The 23183-nt window shown below is 72.9% G+C and carries 22 protein-coding genes; 9 read left to right on the plus strand and 13 right to left on the minus strand.

The features are described 5' to 3' along the window. Positions 1-147: 147 nt before the first annotated feature. Positions 148-591 carry a VOC family protein gene (locus tag AC1C2W_RS02010; protein WP_495388040.1) on the plus strand — a complete coding sequence of 148 codons (444 nt, stop codon included), beginning with the start codon at positions 148-150 and terminating at the stop codon, positions 589-591. Next, positions 575-1051 carry a hypothetical protein gene (locus AC1C2W_RS02015; RefSeq protein WP_495412229.1) on the plus strand — a complete coding sequence of 159 codons (477 nt, stop codon included), beginning with the start codon at positions 575-577 and terminating at the stop codon, positions 1049-1051. The genes AC1C2W_RS02010 and AC1C2W_RS02015 overlap by 17 nt, the downstream gene beginning before the upstream one ends. 20 nt (positions 1052-1071) lie before the next feature. On the opposite strand, the gene AC1C2W_RS02020 is transcribed toward AC1C2W_RS02015, so the two are convergent. Next, positions 1072-2004, minus strand: coding sequence for a LysR family transcriptional regulator (locus AC1C2W_RS02020; RefSeq protein ID WP_495388038.1), 933 nt, complete (start codon positions 2002-2004; stop codon positions 1072-1074). 71 nt (positions 2005-2075) lie between these two features. On the opposite strand from AC1C2W_RS02020, the gene AC1C2W_RS02025 reads away from it, so the two are divergent. Then, the gene (locus tag AC1C2W_RS02025; RefSeq protein WP_495388037.1) at positions 2076-3032 is read left to right on the plus strand and encodes an EamA family transporter; all 957 of its coding nucleotides are present in this window, start codon (positions 2076-2078) and stop codon (positions 3030-3032) included. Beyond that, positions 3029-3430, plus strand: coding sequence for a helix-turn-helix domain-containing protein (locus tag AC1C2W_RS02030; RefSeq protein WP_495388036.1), 402 nt, complete (start codon positions 3029-3031; stop codon positions 3428-3430). The genes AC1C2W_RS02025 and AC1C2W_RS02030 overlap by 4 nt, the downstream gene beginning before the upstream one ends. Positions 3431-3589: 159 nt before the next feature. On the opposite strand, the gene AC1C2W_RS02035 is transcribed toward AC1C2W_RS02030, so the two are convergent. From AC1C2W_RS02035 to AC1C2W_RS02060, 6 genes are all read right to left on the minus strand, one after another. Then, entirely contained in the window at positions 3590-4489 is a 900-nt protein-coding gene (locus tag AC1C2W_RS02035; protein WP_495412230.1) for a DUF2705 family protein, read from the minus strand. Further along, on the minus strand, positions 4486-5556 hold the full coding sequence (locus AC1C2W_RS02040; RefSeq protein WP_495388034.1) for an ABC transporter ATP-binding protein: 1071 nt from the start codon (positions 5554-5556) through the stop codon (positions 4486-4488). Before AC1C2W_RS02040 ends, AC1C2W_RS02035 begins: the two co-directional genes overlap by 4 nt. 95 nt (positions 5557-5651) lie before the next feature. Then, positions 5652-6260, minus strand: a complete 609-nt coding sequence (locus AC1C2W_RS02045) for a ClpP family protease (RefSeq protein ID WP_495388033.1) — start codon at positions 6258-6260, stop codon at positions 5652-5654. A gap of 11 nt (positions 6261-6271) precedes the next feature. Continuing rightward, positions 6272-6883 carry a ClpP family protease gene (locus tag AC1C2W_RS02050; protein WP_495388032.1) on the minus strand — a complete coding sequence of 204 codons (612 nt, stop codon included), beginning with the start codon at positions 6881-6883 and terminating at the stop codon, positions 6272-6274. Between the two features lie 102 nt (positions 6884-6985). Continuing rightward, entirely contained in the window at positions 6986-9397 is a 2412-nt protein-coding gene (locus AC1C2W_RS02055) for a hypothetical protein (protein WP_495412231.1), read from the minus strand. 164 nt (positions 9398-9561) lie between these two features. Then, the gene (locus AC1C2W_RS02060) at positions 9562-10047 is read right to left on the minus strand and encodes a MarR family winged helix-turn-helix transcriptional regulator (protein ID WP_495412232.1); all 486 of its coding nucleotides are present in this window, start codon (positions 10045-10047) and stop codon (positions 9562-9564) included. Between the two features lie 87 nt (positions 10048-10134). On the opposite strand from AC1C2W_RS02060, the gene AC1C2W_RS02065 reads away from it, so the two are divergent. After that, the gene (locus tag AC1C2W_RS02065; protein WP_495412233.1) at positions 10135-11367 is read left to right on the plus strand and encodes an MFS transporter; all 1233 of its coding nucleotides are present in this window, start codon (positions 10135-10137) and stop codon (positions 11365-11367) included. A 161-nt stretch (positions 11368-11528) separates the two neighbouring features. Then, positions 11529-14837, plus strand: a complete 3309-nt coding sequence (locus tag AC1C2W_RS02070) for an efflux RND transporter permease subunit (RefSeq protein WP_495412234.1) — start codon at positions 11529-11531, stop codon at positions 14835-14837. 94 nt (positions 14838-14931) lie between these two features. On the opposite strand, the gene AC1C2W_RS02075 is transcribed toward AC1C2W_RS02070, so the two are convergent. Next, on the minus strand, positions 14932-15813 hold the full coding sequence (locus AC1C2W_RS02075; protein ID WP_495388026.1) for a DUF2705 family protein: 882 nt from the start codon (positions 15811-15813) through the stop codon (positions 14932-14934). Continuing rightward, complete coding sequence (locus tag AC1C2W_RS02080; RefSeq protein WP_495412235.1) at positions 15810-16805, minus strand: ABC transporter ATP-binding protein; 996 nt, start codon at positions 16803-16805, stop codon at positions 15810-15812. The genes AC1C2W_RS02075 and AC1C2W_RS02080 overlap by 4 nt, the downstream gene beginning before the upstream one ends. Before the next feature lie 299 nt (positions 16806-17104). On the opposite strand from AC1C2W_RS02080, the gene AC1C2W_RS02085 reads away from it, so the two are divergent. After that, positions 17105-17980 (plus strand): Bax inhibitor-1/YccA family protein, encoded by an 876-nt coding sequence (locus AC1C2W_RS02085; protein ID WP_495412236.1) that lies wholly within the window; start codon positions 17105-17107, stop codon positions 17978-17980. Between the two features lie 31 nt (positions 17981-18011). On the opposite strand, the gene AC1C2W_RS02090 is transcribed toward AC1C2W_RS02085, so the two are convergent. Genes AC1C2W_RS02090 through AC1C2W_RS02100 form a run of 3 tightly spaced genes read right to left on the minus strand, consistent with a single transcriptional unit; the run spans position 18012 to position 20258 of the window. Continuing rightward, positions 18012-18758 (minus strand): hypothetical protein, encoded by a 747-nt coding sequence (locus AC1C2W_RS02090; protein ID WP_495388023.1) that lies wholly within the window; start codon positions 18756-18758, stop codon positions 18012-18014. Continuing rightward, on the minus strand, positions 18755-19369 hold the full coding sequence (locus tag AC1C2W_RS02095; protein WP_495388022.1) for a TetR/AcrR family transcriptional regulator: 615 nt from the start codon (positions 19367-19369) through the stop codon (positions 18755-18757). The genes AC1C2W_RS02090 and AC1C2W_RS02095 overlap by 4 nt, the downstream gene beginning before the upstream one ends. Continuing rightward, positions 19362-20258, minus strand: coding sequence for an alpha/beta fold hydrolase (locus tag AC1C2W_RS02100; protein ID WP_495412237.1), 897 nt, complete (start codon positions 20256-20258; stop codon positions 19362-19364). The genes AC1C2W_RS02095 and AC1C2W_RS02100 overlap by 8 nt, the downstream gene beginning before the upstream one ends. Positions 20259-20405: 147 nt before the next feature. Here AC1C2W_RS02100 and AC1C2W_RS02105 point away from each other — a divergent pair, with 147 nt between their 5' ends. Together AC1C2W_RS02105 and AC1C2W_RS02110 are read left to right on the plus strand one after the other, a co-directional pair. After that, on the plus strand, positions 20406-20834 hold the full coding sequence (locus tag AC1C2W_RS02105) for a YciI family protein (RefSeq protein WP_495388020.1): 429 nt from the start codon (positions 20406-20408) through the stop codon (positions 20832-20834). Further along, on the plus strand, positions 20801-22153 hold the full coding sequence (locus tag AC1C2W_RS02110) for an RNA polymerase sigma factor (protein WP_495388019.1): 1353 nt from the start codon (positions 20801-20803) through the stop codon (positions 22151-22153). Before AC1C2W_RS02105 ends, AC1C2W_RS02110 begins: the two co-directional genes overlap by 34 nt. An 84-nt stretch (positions 22154-22237) precedes the next feature. On the opposite strand, the gene AC1C2W_RS02115 is transcribed toward AC1C2W_RS02110, so the two are convergent. After that, positions 22238-23182 carry a DMT family transporter gene (locus tag AC1C2W_RS02115; RefSeq protein ID WP_495412238.1) on the minus strand — a complete coding sequence of 315 codons (945 nt, stop codon included), beginning with the start codon at positions 23180-23182 and terminating at the stop codon, positions 22238-22240. Position 23183 lies beyond the last annotated feature (1 nt).

Below are 23183 nucleotides of genomic sequence, written 5' to 3' on the forward strand. Positions count from 1 at the left end.
CACGTCACCATCCTGACAGGTAACCGAGGGCGCGACAAGGCTCTGTGACGTATAAGTCACCTGCTTGACGGGTGACGCGGGCGGTGGCATGGTCGTCACCAGTTGAACCGGTGACGTACCGGTCGCTGAGATCATCGGAGGAACACCATGGAGCTCAAGCTCGAGATCGTCGTCGTCCCCGTCGCGGACGTCGACCGCTCGAAGGCCTTCTACGAGGGGCTCGGCTTCCGGCTCGACGCCGACTTCCGCACCGACAAGGGGCTGCGGGTGGTGCAGCTGACACCGCCCGGGTCCGAGGCATCCATCATCGTGGGCGAGAAGCTCACCGCCTCCGAGCCGGGCTCCCTCCAGGGGCTCCATCTCGTCACCGCCGACATCGCCGCGGCGCGTGCGGAGCTGCTCGAGCGCGGCGCCGACGTCAGCGAGCTCTGGCACGACGCCGAGGGCGTCTTCCACTGGGCGGGCGAGGCCAACCGGGTCGCCGGGCCGCACCCCGACGAGGACAGCTACGGCACGTTCGCCTCGTTCGCCGACCCCGACGGGAACGGCTGGGTCCTCCAGCAGGTGGTCCGCCGTGCGCCGGGGCGTTGACATGGGCGGGCGCCTCGGTCGTGGCGACCGGGATGCGATCGAGCGCTACCTCACGACGGTCCGCAGGGCCGGGCCGCGGCTGGACACCGGGCTCGCGGAGGCGTTCGAAGGACTCACCCCGGCCCAGCTCGACGTGCTCGTCGCCGGGCTCGTCGACGCCGAGCCGGCGCCGGCCGGCCCGGCGCCGGCCGGCCCGGCACCCGCCCGCACGGAGCCTGCCCGCACGGAGCCTGCCCGCATCGCGCCTGCCCGCACGAAGCGCCGGCTGGGCGACCTCGCGCGCGCGCTCCTCACCGTCGGCGTCGCGACGGTCGTGAGCGTCGGCCTCGCCGCCGCCGGCATCCTCCTGGGCAGCCCGACGGGTGACGACGCGCCGATGGCGACGTCGACCCAGACCGTGGATCCGGACGCGCTCGACCAGAGCCAGCTCCTGTACTGGGACCTGTACGGCGACTTCTGATCGTCGCCGTCCGTCCCGAGTCAGACCGCCGGGCCGCCGGCCATCACGGCGGTGACGTCGGCGCCGGCGCGTTGGAAGGCGTCGACGACGCGCCGCACGGCCAGCCGCTCCGCGCGGTCGGGCCGCAGCACGGCGGAGATATGCCGGGCGGACGCGACGTCGGCCAGCTCGCGCAGCTCCAGGTCGGTGCCGGTGGAGGTGCCGGTGGGCGTGGTGAACCGGGGGAGCACGGCGATCCGGTCGCTGGTGGCGACAAGGGCCTCGATGAGGCGGTTGTCCCGCAGCCGTTGCGCCACCCGCAGCTCGGCGCCGGTGGCGCGCGCGATCGTCTGGAGCACGGTGTCGAACGGGTAGCCGACGGGCACACCGATCCAGTCGTACTCGACGAGGTCGCGCGGGCGGACCACCGGTAGCCGCGTGAGCGGATGGCCGGCGGCCATCGCGATGTCGAGGGGCTCGCGGGCCAGCGGCGCGACGGTGAGCCCGTCGGCCCCGTCGGGCCGCACGCTGGTGAGGCTGTGCGCGACCACCACGTCGTGGTCCGCCGTGAGCGCGCCGTACTCGGCCTCCGCGATGTCAACGTCGACCACGTGCAGAGAGATCGCCGTGCCGGCGAGGTCGCGCATGACGCCGGGCAGCAGGAAGGTGGCCGCGCTGGCCAGCGCGGCCACGGTGACCGTGCCCGAGGGCTCGCCCTGGAACGCGTCCCAGCGTGCCTGCACCTGTGCGAGGGCGGCCGCGACGTCCGCGCCGCCCTCGGCAAGGAGCCGGCCCGCCTCGGTGAGCCGGAGCCCGCGCCCGGCCGGCTCCACCAGCGGGACGCGCAGCTCGCGCTGCGCCGTCCTGAGCTGCTGGGAGACGGCCGACGGCGTCCGGTGGGTGGCACGGGCCACCGCCGTGATGCTGCCGCGGTCGGCGAGCTCGCGGAGCAGCTCCAGGTGTCGCGCGTCCATGAAGGCAGGCTACAGACAGAGTGAAGGAAGTTTCGCTTGTCCTTCACCGTGTGTGCCGCGACGCTGGACGCATGCCCGCTCGCCACCGCCTGCTCGCCGCCCTTGTCGCCCTCCTGTGGGGGCTGAACTTCATCGCCATCGACGCGTCGCTCGCCCACTTCCCGCCGATGTTCCTCGTGGCGCTCCGCTTCGCGCTCATCGCGATCCCCACCGTCTTCCTCGTGCCATGGCCGCAGGTGCCCGTGCGGTGGGTGGTCGGGTACGGGATGGGGTTCGGCGCCCTGCAGTTCCTGTTCCTCTACTGGGGCATGGCCGCCGGGATGCCCGCCGGCCTTGCGTCGCTGGTGCTGCAGATGTCCGGGCCGTTCACGGTGCTGCTCGGTGCGACGTTCCTGCGCGAGCGGGTGAGCGGGCGCCAGATGCTGGGCATCCTCGTGGCGGTCGGCGGCCTGACCCTGGTGGCGTGGCAGCAGGCCGCGAGCGCGAGCGTCGTCCCGTTCCTTCTGACCCTGGCCGGCGCCTTCGGCTGGGCGATCGGTAACGTCTGCAACCGGCAGGCGCGGCCCGAGAGCCCGCTGCGCCTCACGCTGTGGATGTCCGTGGTGCCACCGCTGCCGATGCTCGCCCTGTCCCTGCTGGTCGAGGGGCCGGGCGAGATCACCCGCTCCCTCACGGTGTGGGACGAGCCCGGAGCGGTCGGAGCCCTCGTCGGCCTGGCCTACACGGTGGTCGTGGCCACGGTGCTGGGCTCCGGGATCTGGACGTGGCTCATGGCCCGGCACCCGGCCGGCGTCGTCGCACCGTTCTCCATGCTGGTGCCGGTGGTCGGGATGACGGCGGCGTGGCTGATGCTCGGCGAGCGCGTCACCGTGCCCGAGGGCGTCGGCGCCGTGCTCGTCGTCGGCGGCGTGCTGTTCGGCAGCAGCCGCGCGGGACGCTCCCGGCTTCTGCCCGTAGCAGAACGACAGCAGAGCCCGCCCGCCACCCCGCCGCCGGGCGCGGAGCGCGGGGTAGCGTCGTCGGCATGACGGTGGGCACAGGAGCGGGCACGCGGACGAGGACCGAGCACGTGCGCGAGCCGCTCCTGCGGCACCTGGTGGGCGCCATCCTGCGCCGTGCCCGGCTGCGGCAGGGCCGTACGCTGCAGGAGGTCGCGTCGACGGCCCGGATGTCGACGGCCTACCTCTCGGAGGTCGAGCGGGGGCGTAAGGAGGCGTCGTCGGAGGTGCTGGCCGCGGTATGCGCGGCGCTCGGCATCCGCCTCGTCGACCTCGTCGCCCAGGCCCACGACGCTCTCGCCGCCCGCCTCGACCAGCAGCACGCCGAGGGCCGGCCCGTGCGCGTGCTCACCGCCGTCGGCGACGGGCCGGCGGCGCACCACGTCCGGGCCCCGGCGACCGCCGACACGGTCACCCTTGCCGCCTGAACCGTTGTGGGCGCGATTTCGGGGACTATCCGGCCGCGGATAGTCCCCGAAATCGCGCCCACAACGNCCCCCCCCCCCCTCCCCCCCCTCCCCCTCTTTTCCCCCTCCTCTTTTCCCCCCCCTCCCCCCCCCCCCCCCCAACCCCCCCCCCACAACGGTTCAGGCATCGCGGCGGCGCAGGCTGACCGCAGCAGCCGAGAGGACGAGCGCCGCGTACGCCACCAGCACGGCGTAGCCGACCCCGGGCGTCAGCAGCTCGTCCGGGGTGGCGCCGGTGGCGATCACACGCTCGCCGGCCACGGTGGGCAGGAGCCGGTAGACGTCCGCCGCCCAGTCGGCGCCGGGCGAGCCGGTGACGACCTGGAACACGATCGGCAGCACGAGCAGCACTGCGGCGGCCGTGGCGATCGCCCCGGCGGTGCTGCGCAGCACGGCGCCGAGGCCGAGGGCGAACGCCGCGACCGCGACGAGGTACAGCACCGTGCCCGCGAGAGCGCGCAGCTGCTCACCGTCCGAGAAGTCCACCGCGAGGCCGTCGGCCGCCAGCGTCGGCGCGGTCACGAGCCAGGCCAGGCCCAGCCCGATCACCGTGAGCGCCGCCGTCGTGAGCGTCAGCACCACGAGCTTGGCCGCCAGCACGGCCAGGCGCCGGGGCGCGGCGGCGAAGGTCGAGCGGATCATGCCCGAGGAGTACTCGTTCGTGAAGCACAGCACCCCGAGCACGGCCACGGTGAGCTGCGCGAACCCGTAGCCGAAGGTGACGGCGACGGCACCGTTCGGGTCGGCCAGGCGGGGGTCGGTGCCCATGGTCTGTTGCATCTCCGGGGACTCGGTCGACGCCCCGAGCGTGGTGGCCATGAGCAGCGCGAAGCCCGCCATAAGCAGCACCGTCAGCCCGACGGTCCACCACGTGGAGCGCAGGCTCCAGAGCTTGAGCCACTCCGCACGCAGGATCCGGCCGAAGGTCACGTACGTCCCGGCCAGGGGCGTGGCGATCGCGCTGCGCCGGTCGGCGTCGGGCGTGCCGGGCGTGGTCAGGGAACTGGTCACGGAGCTCATCGCGGGTCTCCTGTGCTCGTCGTGCCGGTGCTCGTGGTGCTCGTGGTGCCGGTGGTCGCCAGGTCGGCGGTGCGGTGCTCGGCGCTGTGGTGCTCGGCCGCCGTGCGGTACTCGACCGCGTCGGCGGTCAGCTCGAGATAGGCGTCCTCGAGGGTCGAGGCCACGGGGGTGAGCTCGTGCAGCGCGACGCCGGCGGTGAGGGCGATCTCCCCGATCGCGCCGGCGTCCAGGCCGGTTACCTCCAGGAGCCCGGCCGGTGCGCCGTCGCCGAGCTGGTCGTCGGTCGCGCCGTCGGGCGGGTTGCCGGGCATGTTCTCGGGCACGGTGACGTCGGCGCCGGCGCGCTCCAGCGCGCCGCGCAGCTCGGCCGCGCCCGGATCCCCGGGTGCACGCACCCGCACCACGCGCCGGGAGGCGCCGTCGACGATCTCCCGGACCGGGGCGTCGGCGAGGATGCGGCCCCGGCCGATGACGATCACGTGGTCGGCGGTGAGCGCGACCTCGCTCATGAGGTGGCTGGACAGGAACACGGTGCGGCCCTCGCCCGCGAGCCGGCGGGCGAGGTTGCGCACCCACAGCACGCCCTCGGGGTCGAGGCCGTTGACGGGCTCGTCGAGGATGAGCGTGCGCGGGTCGCCGACGAGGGCGGCGGCGATCCCCAGGCGCTGGCCCATCCCGAGCGAGAACCCGCCCACGCGCTTGCGGGCGACGGCGGTGAGCCCGGTGAGCTCGACGACCTCCGCGACCCGCCGGTCCGGGATGCCGTGCGTGGCGGCGAGCACCCGCAGGTGCTGCTCGGCCGTGCGCCCGGGGTGCACGGCCTTCGCCTCGAGCAGGGCGCCCACCTGGGTGAGCGGTGAGCGGTGCTCCGCGTACGGCCGGCCGTTGACGACGACCGACCCGGCGGAGGGCCGGTCCAGACCCATGATCATGCGCATGGTGGTGGATTTCCCGGCGCCGTTGGGCCCCAGGAATCCGGTGACGACGCCGGGGCGCACCGTGAAGGTGACGCCGTCGACGGCCGTCTTGTCGCGGTAGATCTTGGACAGTCCGTGTGCCTCGATCATGGTGTCGAACGTAGGCAACGACCAGGGTCCGGCAGAACGGGGATGCCCCTGAACCTCACCCTGGTCGCGCGGGGCGAGATTCAGGGGGGTGAATATCAGGCCGCCTGGGCGGACAGCTTGCGCGAGCTGACGACGGCATCCGCGACGCCGTACTCGACGGCGTCGTGCGCGGACAGGATGAGGTCGCGGTCCGTGTCGGTGCGCAGGCGGTCGACCGTCTGGCCGGTGTGCCGGGCGAGCAGCTGCTCGGTCTCCGCGCGCAGCCGCAGCACCTCGCGGGCCTGGATGGCCAGATCGGACACCGTGCCCTGGCCCTGGCCGGACGGCTGGTGCAGCAGCACCCGGGAGTGCTCCAGCACGGTCCGCTTGCCGGGCGTGCCCGCGGCGAGCAGCACGGCGGCCGCGGACGCGGCCTGGCCCATGCAGGTGGTCGCGACGTCGGCGCGCACGTACTGCATCGTGTCGTAGATCGCGGTCATGGCCGTCGCGGAGCCGCCGGGGGAGTTGATGTACAGGCCGATCTCCTGCTCGGGGGCCTCCGACTCCAGGTGCAGCAGCTGGGCCATCACCACGTTCGCCACGCCGTCGTCGATCTCGGTGCCGAGAAAGATGATGCGGTCGCGGAGCAGCCGGCTGAAGACGTCGGAGTAGCGCTCGCCCATGGGGGTGCGCTCGACGACGTTCGGGATCGTGTAGCTGCTCATGATCTTGTTCATCACAGCCCCGCCTTCCGGCCGGTGGCCGAGGGCCGCACGTCCTCGACGGACTCCACGATGCGGTCGACCAGCCCGTACTCCAGCGCCTCGGGGGCGGTGAACCAGCGGTCGCGGTCGGCGTCGGCGGTGATCTGCTCCACCGTGCGGCCGGTGTGCTGGGCGGTGAGCTCGTGCATCACGCGCTTGGTGTGCTCCAGGTTCTCGGCCTGGATCGCGATGTCGACGGCGTTGCCGCCGATGCCGGCGGAGGGCTGGTGCATCATCACGCGGGTGTGGGGCAGCACGTACCGCTTACCCTTGGTGCCCGCGGTCAGCAGGAACTGGCCCATGCTCGCGGCGAAGCCGAAGCCCACCGTGACGACGTCGTTCGGCAGCAGGCGCATCGTGTCGTAGACGGCGAGGCCCGCCGTGACGGAGCCGCCGGGGGAGTTCACGTACAGGGCGACGTCGGAGCCGGTGTCCTCGGCGGACAGCAGCAGGAGCTGGGCGCTGACGCGGTTCGCGACGGCGTCGTCGATCTCGCTGCCCACCACCACGATGCGCTGGTGCAGCAGCCGGGCGGAGAGCTGGTCGTCGAAGGTGGACGGGATGGTCGGTGCTGGTGTGCTCATGCCTCCACGGTCCGCCGCGCGGCCCCGCCGCGGGAGGGTTCTCTGCCCCCAGCGCATCTGCTCATGGCAGACGCGCCCGGGCCGCAACCCTCCCGCGGCAGGTCAGGGCCGGTGGAAGCGCCGGCGCAGCAGCACCAGGGCGAGGCCCGCGAGGACCAGCGCGATCGCCGTCACCGGCCAGAGGGCGTCGAAGCCCGTGGCCGCGAGCTCGCCGGGCAGGAGAGCGGTCTGGTGCGGCGGGTCGGCGCGCGGGGGCTGCGGCTGGTGGTCGCCGCGCCCGGCGTCGTCGTCGCGGCCGTCGCCCGGGGCGGCCCCACCGTCGTCACCGCCACCGCCATCGTCCACCGGGGGGTCGGACGGCTCCGGCTCGTCGGGCGGGTCGGGCACGGCCGCCTCCTCGAACGTGCCGCCGCCGAGCCACGCCGTGCCCGTCGCCGGGTCGTCGAGCGTGGCGACGTCGTCCTCGGCGGCGATCGCGGGCGGCTCGCTCACGGTGTCGAAGCGGGCGTCCTGGACGCTGCGCGACAGCGTCGGATGGTCGCGCTCGAACTCCTCCTTCGGCGTCTGGTCGCGCGGTGCGTCGGGGAGCTCGATGCCGCCCATCACCTCGATGTATAGCTCCTGCTCGCCGTACTCGTACTCGTAGGTGTACTGGACGGTCTGCAGCAGCTTCATGAACTCGTCGAAGGTCTCGTCGAAGTCCCAGTCGGTGCGGGCGGGCCATGCCGAGACGTCGCCCGAGCCGATGATGTCGTGGAAGGCGCCGGGCCGCCTCGCGTCGCGGTCCTTGATCCACTCCGCAGCGACCCGCGCGGTGTACACGCGTCGCATGTCCGCGTACTCCGGGTCGGCGTTGACGTGCTCCTCGAGCAGAGGGGCGAAGGTGTCGATGTAGAGCTTCGTGTTCGCCTCCTCGATCTCCTCCGGGACGCCATCGCACGAGTCGCCGCCCGGCGGGTCCCAGTCGAACTCCATCGGCTCGATCTGCACCCGTAGTGGGGCGTCGAGGATGTACAGCTGATCGCCGTCCGCTCTGACCTTGGCGGGCTGTGGTTCGATCCAGGCACGCATCCCGCCGTAGCAGAGGACGCCGTCCTCTGACCGCTCCATCGAGTCCCAGAACGTCTTGCCTGTCTCGGTCGCCGGGTCCATGAGGTCGGACAGCGTCTTCTTCATCGAGAGGTCGGCCTCAAGCAGGACACGGCCGGCGTCGGTGGTGCCGAACTGCTCGTCGACGACGGTGTCGGGGGTGTCGGGGTTGAGGTTGACCCAGAACTGGCTGGGGTCCAGTGCGAGCCAGGTGAACAGCGCGTCGGAGGACAGGTTCAGCGACACCTCGCCGCCGTAGCCCGGCTCCTCGGCGTCGTCGGGCAGCTCGTCCGCCGAGAAGGCGTACCCGTAGTCGTCGTTCTTCGGGTCGTCGGTGACGTACTTGAGCTCGAGCGACGTCCAGTCGATCCCGCCGGGCGAGCGCGGCACCACGCCTCGCGCCGAGTTCTGCGCGAGCCGGTTGGTGATGCTGCGGTTCATCGCGGCCTGGGCGGGGTTCTTGCCGGACCGGCCGGCCATGTCGCCCACCACGCTGGTCGTCTTCGTGCCCCCGGGCTTCATCGCCGAGCCGGACGAGGGCTTGGGGTTGGTCGGGACAGCCCGCGCCTGGTGCGTGGAGTGGCTGGCGCCGAGCGAGCGGAACCGCTGTGCGGCGGCGGGGCTCGGCGTCTTGCGCGCCACGACGTGCGTCTTGTATCCGGCGCGCCGGTCCTGCTGGATCCGCCGCTCCAGCTCCTTGTCGATCGGGCAGCCGGCCCGGAGCGTCGCCGGGCAGGACCCGCCGGATTCCGCGGCGCGGATGGTCTGCTTCAGCGACTTGCTGGACGCCGTCGGCCGGTTGGGGTTGTTCCGGCTCTGCTCGAGGGACGGGCAGGCCCAGTCGCCGGCGTCGGTGCTGACGGGGAGGCTGCGTAGCGCCGACTTCTCGAACGCGACCTGTTCCTGCACCCCGGTCGACCAGGCCTGGTACGCCGGCTTGTAGGTCTTCCAGTCCGGGGGGTCCGCCGGGCGGGGGCCGACCTGGCCGCCCTGCTCCCAGTCCGCGATCTCGCCCTCGCGCTGCTGGACGAAGTCCTTGAAGCTCCACTTCGCGTGCTCGTCGCTGCCGGGCGACTCCTCGAGCCAGGCGTCCTTGTAGCTCGCGAACTGGTCCTTGTGGACGCCCGAGAGCTGGGCGAGGGACTCGGCGTACGCGTCGTCCCAGGTGTAGTCCTCGCCCTCGGTCTCTACGCCCTCCTCGCCCGCCTCCGGCAGCTCGTCGAGGTAGCTGTTGGCCTGGTTGATGAGCTCCTTGCAGAGGTCGGAGACGGGGTCGGCGGACGCCGTGGGCGCCGCGGCGAGCGGGATGACGGCGGCGGTGAGCGCCGTGGCGAGGGCCGTGACGGCGCCGAGCGCGCGTCGCGGGCGGGTTCGCCTCCCGCCGTCTCGCGTGTTCTTGTCGACCTCGTTGGCGTTGACGCTCACGACGCTCTCCTTCGAAGCGGGGGCTCAGCATGCGGGTCGGTGAGTTCCCGGGCGGCGGCCGTGCCGCAGGCAACGTCCTCGACGGTAGCCAGGAGCGGCGAGTCCCGCGACCGGGACAATTGTTGCTGAGAGCAAACGAAAGCGGGCGAAGGTGCGGGCGCGAATCAGCCGGCGGAGGCGCCGCGCTTGTAGGCGTCGAGATCGGCGTTGAGGCGCTCGACGAGCTCGGCGAGCAGGGCGCGGTCGTCGGCGGTCCAGCCGTCCAGCACCGCCGCGTAGGTGGCGCTGCGCTGCCGGCGCTGGGCGGCGAGCGCGCGCCGGCCGCTGTCGGTCGCCGCGACGACGACGGCCCGGCCGTCCTGCGGGTCACGGGAGCGCTGCACGTGGCCGGCGCGTTCGAGGGCCACCACCTGGCGGGTCACGGTGGAGGCGTCGATGCCGAGCCGGTCGGCGAGCGCGCGCACGTGCTGCGGCCCGCCGTCGCGCAGGGCGTGCAGCAGCAGGTACCCGGAGCGGTCGAGGTCGTCACGCCCCCCGCGGGCGGTCGTGGCGGCGCTGGTGCGCTCCGCCCGGCGCAGCAGCTGGGCGAGGCCGAGCTCGACGCGCGCGAGGGTGTCGGTCGCAGAACGGTTGCTCGGGGAATCGGTCATAGGTGTATCCTACAGGTATTCACCTGCATCATGCAGGTAAATGAGCGCCCCCGAGGGTTGCAGCCGTGGGGCAGGAGTGAGGAGTCCGTGGCAGGCACACGCAACGAACCGAACAAGACCGCCATCTACGCCACGGCGCTGACCGCGTTCTTCGCGATCGCCGGCATCGCCGTCGTCGACCCGATCCTGCCGATCATCGGCGCGGAGATCGGCGCGAGCACGTGGGAGATCGAGCTGCTCTTCACCGCCTACATCGCGGTGATGGCGATCGGCATGATCCCGGCCGTGCTCGCCACCGGGAAGTTCGGGTTCAAGAAGATCCTCGGCGCGGGCGTCACGCTCGTCGCGATAGCGGCCATCCTCGCGGCGCTGAGCACCTCCATCGGCCAGCTCGCCGCGCTGCGCGGCCTGTGGGGCCTGGGCAACGCGATGTTCTTCGCCACCGCGATGGTGCTGCTCGTCTCGCTGGCCAACGACCGCGAGTGGGTGGTCGGCATCTTCGAGACCTGCGTGGGCCTCGGGTTCGCCGTCGGCCCCCTCATCGGCGGCCTGCTCGGCAGCATCAGCTGGCGCGTGCCGTTCCTCGCGTGCGGCCTGTTCATGATCGTCGCGCTGGCGATGTCGATCACGAAGCTCAAGGACCCGGCCGAGAAGCCGACCCAGCTGCGCGTCGGCCAGGTCTTCTCCCTCTTCCGCAAGCCCGCGTTCCTCTCGCTCGCCGTCGTGACCGCCGCCTACAACTTCGTGTTCTTCGTGCTCCTCGCCTACACGCCGATCTTCCTCGGGCTCGACGTCGTGCCGCTCGGCCTGGTCTTCACCGCGTGGGGCCTGGGCCTCGCCTTCGGCATCCTCGTCGTGGGCCACAGGCTCGCGCACGCCATCGGTGCGGTGCAGACGCTGGGCGTCGCCGTCGGCGGCGTCCTCCTCATGACGGTGCTGCTCGCCCTCGGCCTCCCGACGGCGGCCTCGATCGTCGTGCTCGTCGTCGCGGGGGTGTTCATGGGCATCGCCAACGCGATCCTCACCGACCTTTCGCTGGCGCTGGGCGACCCCGACCGCCGCGTCACCACCGGCGCCTTCAACCTCGTGCGCTGGGGCTTCGCCGCCCCGGCCCCGGTCATCGCCGGCCTGCTCGCCCCCGCCGGCCTCGCGCTGCCCTACTGGGTCGGCGCCGCCGTGCTGCTCGTCGGCGCCGTGGTCTTCGTCGTGACGGCGCACCGCATGGCCGGCCCGCTCGGCGAGCGCGTGCTGTGGTCGCGGTGGAACCGCGCCGCGCGCGCCGTCGAGGGCACGCCCGAGGAGGCCGTCGCGGAGCTCTGACCCCGCAAGGACGAAGGCGGGCGCCGGGCGGGAAGCCGCCCGGCGCCCGTCCGTCCTTCCGAGGATGTCGCGGGAACTCCGGGCGCGTATCGTCCGTTCAGCCCCTGCGTCACGACAGCGGAGTCGTGCCCCACCTGCCGACCGCCCCGACTGGAGTGAGTGTGTTCCGACTTGCCCGCATTTCCCTGGCGAACCGTGCCGTCGTCGCCCTCGCGACGATTGCGATCTTCGTCTTCGGGGTGCTGAGCCTGGGTTCCCTCAAGCAGGAGCTCATCCCGTCGCTGGAGCTCCCGGCCGGCGCCGTCGTCGCGGTGTACCCCGGTGCCTCGCCGGAGGTGGTGGAGCAGCGCGTCACCGAGCCGCTCGAGGCCGCCGCCGAGTCCGTCGAGGGCATCGAGTCCGTCGGCTCCACCGCGTCCACGGGCAGCTCGGTCACCACCGTGCAGTTCGTGTACGGCACCGACATGGACGCCGCCGCGCAGCGGCTCCAGACGGCCGTCACCCGTGCCCAGTCGCAGCTACCCCAGGACGTGGAGCCGCAGGTGATCACGGGCTCGCTGGACGACCTGCCCGTCATCCAGCTCGCCGCCGCCGGAGCCGACGACTCCCTGGACGCCGCGGCGCTCGCGGAAACCGTGGAGAACGTCGTCGTGCCGGCCCTCGAGGACGTCGACGACGTGCGCTCGGTGGCCGTGACGGGCGGCGAGACGGACCAGGTGCTGGTCGACGTCGACACGAAGAAGCTCGCGGCGGCAGGCCTGACCACCGACGACGTCACGTCCGTGCTGAAGGACAACGGCGTCGTGCTGCCTGCGGGGACCATCACCGACGACGACGTCACGTACTCCGTGCAGGCCGGGTCCAGCATCGACAGCGTCAAGGAGCTCGAGCAGCTCCCGCTGGTCGCCGACCCCGCTGCGGGCGTGACGACGGGCGGTGGCGACGCCACCGGCGGCACCACCGGCGAGATCGGGGACGGCACGGCCGCCCCGCCCGAGCCCGCAGAGCCCACAGAGCTCGCCGACGTCGCAAGCGTCGAGGTGGCCCCGGTCGAGGCAACCTCGCACTCCAGGCTCGACGGCGAGCCGTCGCTCGGCGTCGCCATCACCAAGACCCCGGACGGCAACACGGTCGACGTCTCCCACGCGGTCCAGGACGTGCTGGACGAACTGAAGCCGGAGCTCGACGCCGCCGGCGTCACCACCGCCGTCGTCTTCGACCAGGCGCCGTTCATCGAGGAGTCGGTCGAGGGCCTCGCCACCGAGGGCGGTCTCGGCCTGCTCTTCGCCGTGATCGTCATCCTCGTGTTCCTGGTCTCCCTGCGCTCCACGTTGGTGTCGGCCGTGTCGATCCCGCTGTCGCTGGCCGTGACCTTCGTGGTCATGAACGCCACCGGGTACACGCTGAACATCCTCACGCTGGGCGCGCTCACCATCTCGATCGGCCGCGTCGTCGACGACGCCATCGTCGTCATCGAGAACATCAAGAGGCACCTGTCGTATGGCGAGGACAAGAAGGAGGCGATCCTCACCGCCGTGCGCGAGGTGGGCGGCGCGATCACCGCGTCGACCGTGAGCACGGTCGCGGTCTTCCTCCCGATCGCGCTGGTCGGCGGCATGGTGGGCGAGCTGTTCCGGCCGTTCGCGGTGACCGTGGCGATCGCGATGCTCGCGTCGCTGGTCGTGGCGCTGACGATCGTGCCCGTGCTCGCGTACTGGTTCGTCAAGGCGCCCGCCGTGGCCACCGACCCGGCCGAGGCCGAGCGCGTCCGCGAGGCCGCCGAGGCCAAGGAGCGCCGCGGCCTGTGGCAGCGGGCGTACGTGCCCACCCTCGCGGCGTCGCTACGCCACCGGTGGGTGACGCTCGTCGTGGCGGTCGTCGTCCTGGGTGGCACGCTCGCGCTGGTGCCGCGCCTGGAGACCAACTTCATCGGGGACTCCGGCCAGGACACCGTCACCGTGACGCAGACCTTCGAGTCCGGCGCTGCGCTCGAGGCCCAGGACGCCGCCGCGACCGACGTCGAGGACGCCCTGGCCGAGGTGGACGCCGTCGAGAGCATCCAGACCACCGTCGGCACGGGCGACGCCGCGCAGGCGGCGTTCATGGGCGGCGGCTCCGCGCCGCAGGCGACGTTCGCGATCACCCTCGACCCGGACGCCGACGGCGCGGCCGCGCAGGAGGAGATCCGCGACGCGGTCGAGCCGCTGACCGGCGGCGTCACGACCGACGTCAGCGTCTCCGGAGGCGACTCCGGCTTCGGCTCCAGCACCGTGGACCTGGTGGTGCAGTCGCAGGACGGCGACGACCTCGAGGCCGCGGCCCAGCAGGTCACCGACGCGGTGTCCGACCTGGACGGCGTGGCCGAGGTGTCCAACGACCTCTCCGCCGCGCAGCAGGCGGTGCAGGTGGACGTGGACCGCGAGAAGGCGGCCGCGGCCGGGCTCACCGAGACCCAGGTCTCCGGCATCGTCGCGGGGGCCATGGGCCCGGAGCAGACCGCCGGCGAGGTGGACCTCGGTGACGGCCCGATCGACGTCGTCGTGAAGACCGGCGACGCCCCGGCCACGCTGGGCGAGATCGAGGACCTCGAGCTCCCCACGGCGGCCGGCACGGTGCCGCTCACGGACGTGGCGACGGTCGAGAAGGTGGACGTGCCCACGTCGATCTCCCGCACCGACGGCGAGCGCTCGGCGACCGTCTCCGTGACCCCGGAGACGCAGGACGTCGGCACGCTCAGCGCCGACGTCACCGCCGCGACCGACGACCTGGACCTGCCCGCGGGCGCCACGGTCGAGATCGGCGGTGTCGCCGCGGACCAGGCGGACGCCTTCGCCGACCTCGGCCTGGCGCTGGTGGCCGCGATCGCCATCGTCTTCCTGGTGATGGTCGCGACGTTCGGGTCGCTGGTGCAGCCGCTGATCCTGCTGGTGTCGGTGCCGTTCTCGGCCACGGGCGCGCTGCTGGCCCTGCTCGCCACGAACACCCCGCTGGGCGTCCCGGCGCTCATCGGCGTGCTGATGCTGGTCGGCATCGTCGTGTCGAACGCCATCGTGCTCATCGACCTCATCAACCAGTACCGGGACCCGTCGAGGGAGCACCCCCGGTCGCTCGAGGAGGCCGTGCGCGAGGGCGCCCGCAAGCGCCTGCGCCCCATCGTCATGACGGCGCTGGCGACGATCTTCGCGCTGACGCCGATGGCGATCGGCCTGACGGGCGGCGGGTCGTTCATCAGCCAGCCGCTGGCGCTCGTGGTCATCGGCGGGCTCATCTCCTCGACGCTGCTCACGCTGTTCGTGGTGCCCGTCCTGTACTCGCTCATCGAGGGGCGCAAGGAGCGCCGCTCGGGCAAGCGCGCGATCCGTGCCGAGCGCCGGGCGCAGAAGGCGGCCCATCGGGCCGCGGCCAAGGCCGAGCGTGCTGCGATCCAGGCGAAGCTCGCCGAGGAGAAGGCGGCGGGCACGGCGGTTTGAGCCTGTCGAAACCCGCTGGTCGAGCCTGTCGAAACCCGCTGGTCGAGCCTGTCGAAACCCGGTCGACAGGCTCAACCAGCGGGTCCGAACCGCTTCAGGCGTCCCGGCGCTTCAGCGTGATCGCCGCCGCCACGAGCAGCACGACCGTGTAGCCGGCGAGAACGGCGTAGCCGACCCAGGGGTCGAGCAGGGTGTCGGACGACGGGCCCGTCGAGATGATCCGCTCGCCGGCGACGCTGGGCAGCAGCTTGTTGACCCAGTCCGTCCAGGCGGCATCCGAGGCGGCGACGACGATGTTGAAGATGATCGGGAGCACGAAGAAGATCGCGACCAGGGTGAATATCGCCCCGGCGGAGTGCCGCAGCAGGGTGCCGACCGCCAGCGAGAACGCCGCGACGGTCGCGAGGTAGAGCACGCACCCGAGAAGCGCGCGCAGCTGCTCGCTGTCGGACAGGTCCACCGACAGGTTCGCGGCGTCGAGGATCGGCAGCGTCACGAGGTAGGCGGCCGCCAGGGCCACCGCCACGACCACGACGGTGGCCAGCACGACGACGACGAGCTTGGCCCACAGCGCGGGCAGCCGCTTCGGGACGGCGGCGAAGGTGGACCGGATCATCCCGGTCGAGTACTCGTTCGTCACGACGAGCGCCGCGAGCACGGCGACGGCGAGCTGCCCGAACGAGTAGCCCAGCGTGATCACCGTCGTGCCGGTCATCCCCAGGGACTGGAACCCGGGGTCGCTGTTCATCCCTTCGGACATCTCGGCGTTGTCGGCCGACACCCGCATGATCGCGGCCATCATCAGAGCGAACCCGACCATCACCACCACGGTGATGATCACCGTCCACACCGTGGAGCGCAGGGTGCGGAACTTGATCCACTCGGACCGCAGCACGCGAGCGAAGGTCACCCGGTGCACGGTGACCGTCGGCGGCCTGGTGTCGGGCGCGGAGGTCGTGCGGGTCGCGGCGGTCATCGGGCCTCTCCCTGGCTCGCCCCGGCGTCCGGCGCCGGCGGGGCCTCCGGCGGGGCGCTCGGCGGCGGCCCCGACGCGGCCGCGACGTCCTCCGCGTGGTACTCGACGGAGTCGGCGGTCAGCTCCATGTAGGCCTCCTCCAGCGTGGACGCCTGCGGCGTGAGCTCGTGCAGGACGATGCCGGCCGCGGCCGCCGCCTCGCCGACGCGCGCCGCCTCCAGGCCGGCGACCTCGAGCACGCCGTCGTCGCCCGGTGTCACCTCGACCGTCCCGTCGCGCCGCAGCGCCTCGGCGAGGTCGGCCGCCTGCGGCGAGCGCACGCGCACCGTGCGGCGCGACGCGCCGTCGAGCAGCTCCTGCACCGAGGTGTCGGCGAGGATGCGACCCCGGCCGATGACGATCACGTGGTCGGCGGTGAGCGCGACCTCGCTCATGAGGTGGCTGGACAAGAACACGGTGCGCCCCTGGCCGGCGAGGTACCGGGCGAGGTTGCGCACCCACAGCACGCCCTCGGGGTCGAGGCCGTTGACGGGCTCGTCGAGGATGAGCGTGCGCGGGTCGCCGAGCAGCGCGACCGCGACGCCGAGGCGCTGCCCCATGCCGAGGGAGAAGCCCCCCACCCGCTTGCGGGCGACCGGGGCGAGCCCGGTCAGCTCGATGACCTCGTCCACGCGCGAGGTCGCGATGCCGTGGGTGGCCGCCAGCGCCTGCAGGTGCTGGCGTGCGGTGCGGCCGGGGTGCGCCGCCTTCGCCTCGAGCAGGGCGCCCACCTCGGCCAGCGGCTCCGCGTGCCGGGCGTACGGGCGCCCGTTGACGGTGACGCTGCCCGCCGTCGGGCGGTCGAGGCCCACGATCATCCGCATGGTGGTGGACTTGCCTGCCCCGTTGGGGCCGAGGAAGCCCGTGACCACGCCCGGTTGCACGGTGAACGTCACGTCGTCCACCGCGAGCTTGGATCCGTATCGCTTGGTCAGGCCGTGTGCTTCGATCATGTCGCCCCTCGGGGTGCCGTCGTCGCGGGAGCACGGGTCGTTCCCGAGCCTACGTGCCGGTCACGGCCACGTCACGGGCAGCGGGCGGGTGATCTGGGCGGGTGATCCGTGCGGAAGGACGATCATGCGGCCATGCGATCCGACGACCTCGACCTGGCGCTGCGGGCGGCGCTCTCCGCGGGAACGTATCGCGGGGGCCGTGCGTTGCCTACGATGGATCGCACGCACGGCCAGCGACCCGGCCCTGTCCGCCGACGCCCTGTCGGCGGGGACCCGGCAGCCGCGACCAGGAGGAGTTCATGAGCAACCCCGTCTTCTCGAACAGCGCCGTCTTCGGCGAGCCGCGCCGCAACGGCGCGCGCCGCGGAAGCGCGGCCACCGCGCCGCCGCAGCCGCAGTACGGGCAGGTCGCTTACGGTGCCGGCACCGCGGCGCCGGCCGCCGACGCCACGTCGCTCGAGTCCATGTACGGCGCACCGTCGGCCACGACGGCCGACACCAAGCGCCTCACCTACGACGACGTGATCATCAAGACCGGCGGGCTGCTCGCGCTGCTCGTCGTCGTCGCGGTGGCCACGTGGAACTTCGCGCCGACCCTGTGGCCGATCGGCATGATCGCCGGCCTCGTGCTCGGCCTGGTCAACGCGTTCAAGAAGAGCCCGAGCCCGGCGCTCATCGTCGCGTACACCGTCGCCGAGGGCGTATTCCTCGGCGGGATCAGCATCGTGTTCGCGCAGATCGCCGTCGGCAGCTCGGGTGAGCCGCTGGCGCCGATCGTGCTGCAGGCCGTCGTCGCGACGATGGCGACCTTCGCCGCCGCGCTGTTCCTGTTCAAGTCCGGCAAGGTGCGTGTCACGCCGAAGTTCACGCGCTGGCTGCTCGTCGCGATGGTCGGCTACCTGGCGTTCTCGCTCATCAACGTGGTCCTCACGTGGACCGGTGTGCTGGATGGCTGGGGGCTGCGCTCCGGCCCGATCGGCATCGTCGTCGGCCTGGTCGCGGTCGGTCTCGCCGCGATGTCGCTGATCATGGACTTCGACTCCATCAAGCGCGGCGTCGAGCAGGGCGTCCCGGCCAAGTTCGCCTGGTCGGCCGCCTTCGGCCTGATCGTCACGCTCGTCTGGCTGTACCTGGAGATCCTGCGCCTGCTGGCGATCCTCCGGGGCGGCGAGTAACGCCCAGGGCGATCCAGGAGCGCACGGCCGGTCATCCTGCGGGGTGGCCGGCCGTCGTCGTCCTCCCGGGCGCGGCGACGACCCGCGCGACCGTCCACGCCACGAGGAGCAGGCCGGCCGCGACCAGCACGCCGTGCGCGACGCGGACGGCCGGGGAGCCGAAGAACTGCGGCAGGTACAGCACGAGGCCGGCGGCCAGCACGACGCCCGCCCACCGGCCGAGCGGGCCGGCCCGCCACAGGGCGACCGCCATCAGCACGCCCGATGCGGCGACGAGGGCCAGCCCGACGCCGAACAGCGCCATGGCCGCGGGCTGCTCGCGCAGCACGTCGACGTCGGCGAGCAGGGCGGCGTCGCCCGTGCGCAGCGCGGCCTGTGCGATCGTGCGGATGCCGAAGATCTCCGCGCCGTAGTAGAGGGCGCACAGGCCCGCGCCCGCCCAGGCGGTCACGACGGCCGCCGTCGCGGCCCGGCCACGGGTCGTCGGGCGGCCGCGCAGCACCGCGCGCAGACCGAGGAAGGTGGGTGCGAGCAGCCCGAGCCCGGCGATGCCGCACAGGTGCGCGAGGACCCAGCGGTCGGACGCGAACCCTTCGGCGAGCGCGAGGCTCGCGACGGACTCGTCGGGCCAGGGGCGTAGCACCGGGAACAGCAGGAGCAGGACGCCTGCGGCGGCGGCGCCGACGGCGGTCCAGCGGGCGGTGCGGCGAAGGTCGGCCGGTCCGGGGGGAGTGGACGGGCCGGCCGTGGTGACGGCCGGCGTGATGGGGACGGTCATGGTCGCTCCTTGGGGAGAGTGGGCGAGGCGTTGCCCAGGGCGGTGACACCGGCGACGAGCATGTCGACCAGCACGTCGAAGCTGCGGTCGAGGTCCTCGGGCAGGCGGAACCCGTCGGCGAGCTCGAGCGTGACGAAGCCGTGGATGCCGGCGCGGACGGTCCGCACCGCGTCGATCGTGCGCTCCTGCGGCAGCCCGAAACCCCGCAGCGTCGCCGCGACGAGCGTGACCACGCCGACTCCGGCAGCGCGGTGCTCGGCCTCGTCGGGGGCGTCCGGGTCGGGGGCCATCTGCGTGGCGGCGTACCGCCCGGGGTGCTCGAGGGCGTAGGCGCGCCAGGCCCGGCTGAGGCCGCGCAGGGCGTCAGGGCCGGCGCGGCCGATCGTCGCGGCGGCGGTCGCGGTCGCCATCTCCTCGAGGGCGACCACCGCGATGTGCCGGCGCAGGGCCGCCAGCGAGCCCACGTGCTTGTAGAGGCTCGGGGTGGCGACGCCGGCCGTGGCGGCGACCTTCGCGAGCGTGAGGTCGGTGAGCCCGGTCGGCCCGCCGTCGTCCACCAGGCCCAGCGCGATGCGGACCACGGCATCGCGGGAAAGGCCGACCCTAGGCACGGGTTTCCTCCTCGCCGGTGCCGTTCTCGTGCGCGCGCCGCCCTGAGTCTGTCGAAGGGTCGAGACCCGTGAGGAAGTCGAGCAGCGCCGGCGCGACGACGTCCGGCGCCTGGTGCTGCGTGTAGTGCCCGACGCCGGGCACGAAGAGGGAGCGTGCGTCGAGCGCGGCGCGCATGCGTTCGAGCTCGGCGCCCGCGTCCTTGTAGTCCGGGTCGAGCTCGCCGACGACGACGAGCGCGGGAGCCTGGACGCGGGGCACCTGCGGTTCGACGACGGAATGGTCGAGGGAGACGGCGAGGTGGCGGAACGAGCGCAGGTGCGCCGGGTCGGCCATGCTGCGGCGGATCTCCGCGACGTGTTGCGCGTGGCGCGGCGAGCGACGGCCCTTGGAGAACATCGACGTGTAGAGCCAGGCCCAGACGGCGCCGCCCCAGGGCCGGGCGAACGCCGCCCGGTACAGCAGGCGGTAGACCTGCAGCAGGGCGGGGGAGTTGGGCTCGCGCAGGTGCGGGGCGAGCAGCGCCAGTCCGCGCACCAGGTCGGGCCGCTCGGCGGCGGCCCACACGGCGGCGGAACCGCCCACGGAGCTACCCATCAGCACGGCGGGGCCGGAGTCCAGGTGCTCGACGAGCGCGACGAGGTCGGTGCCCGTGACGTCGTCGCCGTGAGTGGAGAACGTGGTGTCGGAGTCACCGTGGCCGCGCAGGTCGGTGACGACCACGCGGTAGCCGGCGCCGGTGAGCTCCGGGACGAGGTCGTCGAAGGTGGTGCGGAGATCCCCCATCCCGGGCACGGCGACGATGAGTGGGCCGGCGCCCGAGTCGGTGTAGGCGATGCGCCCCTCGGGTAGGCGGAGGTACTGGACCGAGGTTCTCTGCTGAGTAGCCATAGCCGCAAAGCTAAGCCCATTAGCTAGATGCGTCAAGGGGTGGCGCAAACAAAGTTCGGGACGGGTGTCGATCCTGCGGTTCCCCGTTCGACCTGGGGATGAGAAAGTCACCACGAGGGTGACCGCGATCACGACAGGAGCAGGACCATGGCCAAGTACATGCTGATCATGCGAGGCACCGACGAGGGTCAGGCTGCCTACGAGCAGATCGACTTCACCAAGGTCATCGAGGACATGGGCAAGTACAACGAGTCGATGATGAACGCCGGCGTGCTGGCGGCGGGCGAGGGTCTGTCGGACGCCTCCGAGGGGTCGGTGGTCGACTTCTCCTCCGAGAACCCGGTCGTCACGGACGGCCCCTACGGCGAGACGAAGGAGCTGTTCAACGGCTTCTGGATCCTCGACGTCGCGTCCAAGGAGGAGGCCATCGAGTGGGCCAAGCGGGCGCCGCTCAGCGGCCCGGGCACCAAGCTCGAGGTGCGCCGCGTGCACGGGGCCGAGGACTTCCCGCAGGACAACGAGTGGATCCAGAAGGAAGAGGGATGGCGCGAGCAGCAGGCGCAGCGCGCCGAGTGACCGGGTCCACCCCCGACGACGGAGGCCGCGCCGACGGCGCGGCCTCGCGTCGTGCCGTCGAGGCCGTGTGGCGCATCGAGTCCAGCCGGATCGTCGGCGCGCTCGCCCGCTACACGAACGACTTCGCCCTCGCCGAGGACGTCGCGTCCGAGGCGCTCGCGGAGGCCCTGGTCGCGTGGCCGCGCGACGGCATCCCGCGCGACCCCACCGCGTGGCTGCTCGCGACCGGCCGCCGCCGGGCGATCGACGCGTTCCGGCGCCGGGCCGGGCGCGACGAGCGGTACGCCGCCCTCGCCCGGGACCTGGACGAGGGCGGCGTGGTCACCGGCGGGCCGGGAGTCTCGGGCGCGGCGGCCGAGGAGCGCCCCGACCTGCTGTGGGACCCGGACCGCATCCCCGACGACCGGCTCGCGCTGCTGTTCGTCGCCTGCCACCCCGTCCTGGCGAAGGAGGCGCGCGTCGCGCTGACCCTGCGGGTCGTGGGCGGCCTGACGAGCGAGGAGGTCGCGCAGGCGTTCCTGATCCCGGTGCCGACCGTGCAGGCGCGCATCACGCGGGCCAAGAAGACGCTCGCCGCCGCGCGCGTCCCGTTCGAGGTGCCGGCGGCAGAGGACCGGGCCGAGCGGCTCGGCTCCGTGCTCAACGTCCTCTATGTGATCTTCTCCGAGGGGTCGTCGGCGTCGGGCGGCGACGACTGGATGCGCACCGACCTCGCGGCCGAGGCCGTGCGGCTGGCGCGCGTGCTGAGCCGGCTGATGCCCGACGAGCCTGAGGCGCAGGGGCTGTTGGCCCTGCTCGAGCTCACGGCGGCCCGCTTCCCGGCCCGCACCGGGCCGGACGGTGAGCCGGTGCTTCTCGAGGACCAGGACCGCCGGCGCTGGGACCGGTCGGCCATCACGCGCGGGCGGGCCGCCCTGGCGCGGGCGGTCGCCGTCGGGCGCGGCCTCGGGCCGTACGGGCTGCAGGCCGCGATCGCCGAGCAGCACGACATGGCGTCGTCCGTCCCCGCGACCGACTGGGACCGGATCGTGCTGCTCTACGAGGCGCTCGGCCGGGTCGCGCCGTCGCCTGTCGTCGAGCTCAACCGCGCCGTCGCGGTCTCGATGGCGCACGGCCCGGCCGCTGCCCTGCCGCTCGTCGACGAGCTGGTCGCCACCGACGCGCTGCGCGGCTCCTACCTGCTGCCGTCCGTGCGGGGGGAGCTGCTGGCGCGGCTCGGGCGGGCTTCGGAGGCGAGGGCCGAGCTGGAGCTGGCCGCTCGCCTGTGCGGGAACGCCCGCGAGCGCGGGGTGCTGGAGCGCAAGGCCGCCGCCCTCTGACCCGCGAGCTGTCAGGACCAGGACCATGGATTCATGCTCTAGAACCTGACAACTCGCGGGCGGTGAGAGTTGTCAGGACCACGTTCAGGGGATCGTGGTCCTGGTCCTGACAAGTCGGGGAAGGGTCGCGACCGCGACCCCTGCGAGCGCGAGCGCGCCGCCCAGGAGCACGATCGCGGTCGGGACCTCGTCGAGCAGCACCCAGGACATGAGGACCACGAGCGGCGGGGCGGCGTACGTCGCGGACGCCGTGCGGCCGGCGCTCGTGCGGCTCAGGGCGTAGCCCCAGGTGCAGAAGGCGATCGCCGTCGGGAAGATCCCGAGGTAGACGATGCCCAGGATCGACGACGTCGGCGCGACGGCGACCTGCGTCACCAGCGCGGGGAGGAAGGGCAGCGCCGCCACGGTGCCGGCGAGGCAGCCGATCCAGGTCATGGTGAGGGCGTCGAGGTGCGGCAGCAGGCGCTTCTGCAGGGTGGCGGCGCCCGCGTACAGGACCGCCGAGGCCAGGGCGAGCACCACGCCGACGGCGTCGAAGCGGCCGGTCGGCGTCGCGATCGCGATGACGAGGACACCGGTGAACGCCACACCGATCCCCACGAGCAGCCGGCGCGGGAAGCCCTCGCCGAGCAGGATCCCCGCGAGGACCGCGACCAGCATGGGCGAGATGTTGACGATCAGGGCGGTGGTGCCGGCGTCGAGGTGCTGCTCGGCGGCGTTCAGCGTGAGGTTGTAGCCGCCGAACCACGCGACGCCCCAGACGAGCACGAGCACCAGGACCCGGCCCCGCGGCAGCCGCACCGGCGTGCGGCGGTAGGCCCGCGCCGCCAGGACCATGAGGGTGAGCGCCACGGTGCCGACCGCGACGCGGCCGAGGGTGAGCGCGCCGGCGTCGAAGTCGTGCCCGACGGCGCGCACGCCGACGAAGGCCGAGGCCCAGAGCACCACGGTGACGGCCATCGCGGCCACGGTCAGGGCCCCGCCGGTGCTGCGGGGCCGGCCGGGCGCAAGGGGGGTGGTCGTCGTCATG

The organism is Isoptericola sp. Y581 (genome assembly GCF_059445475.1).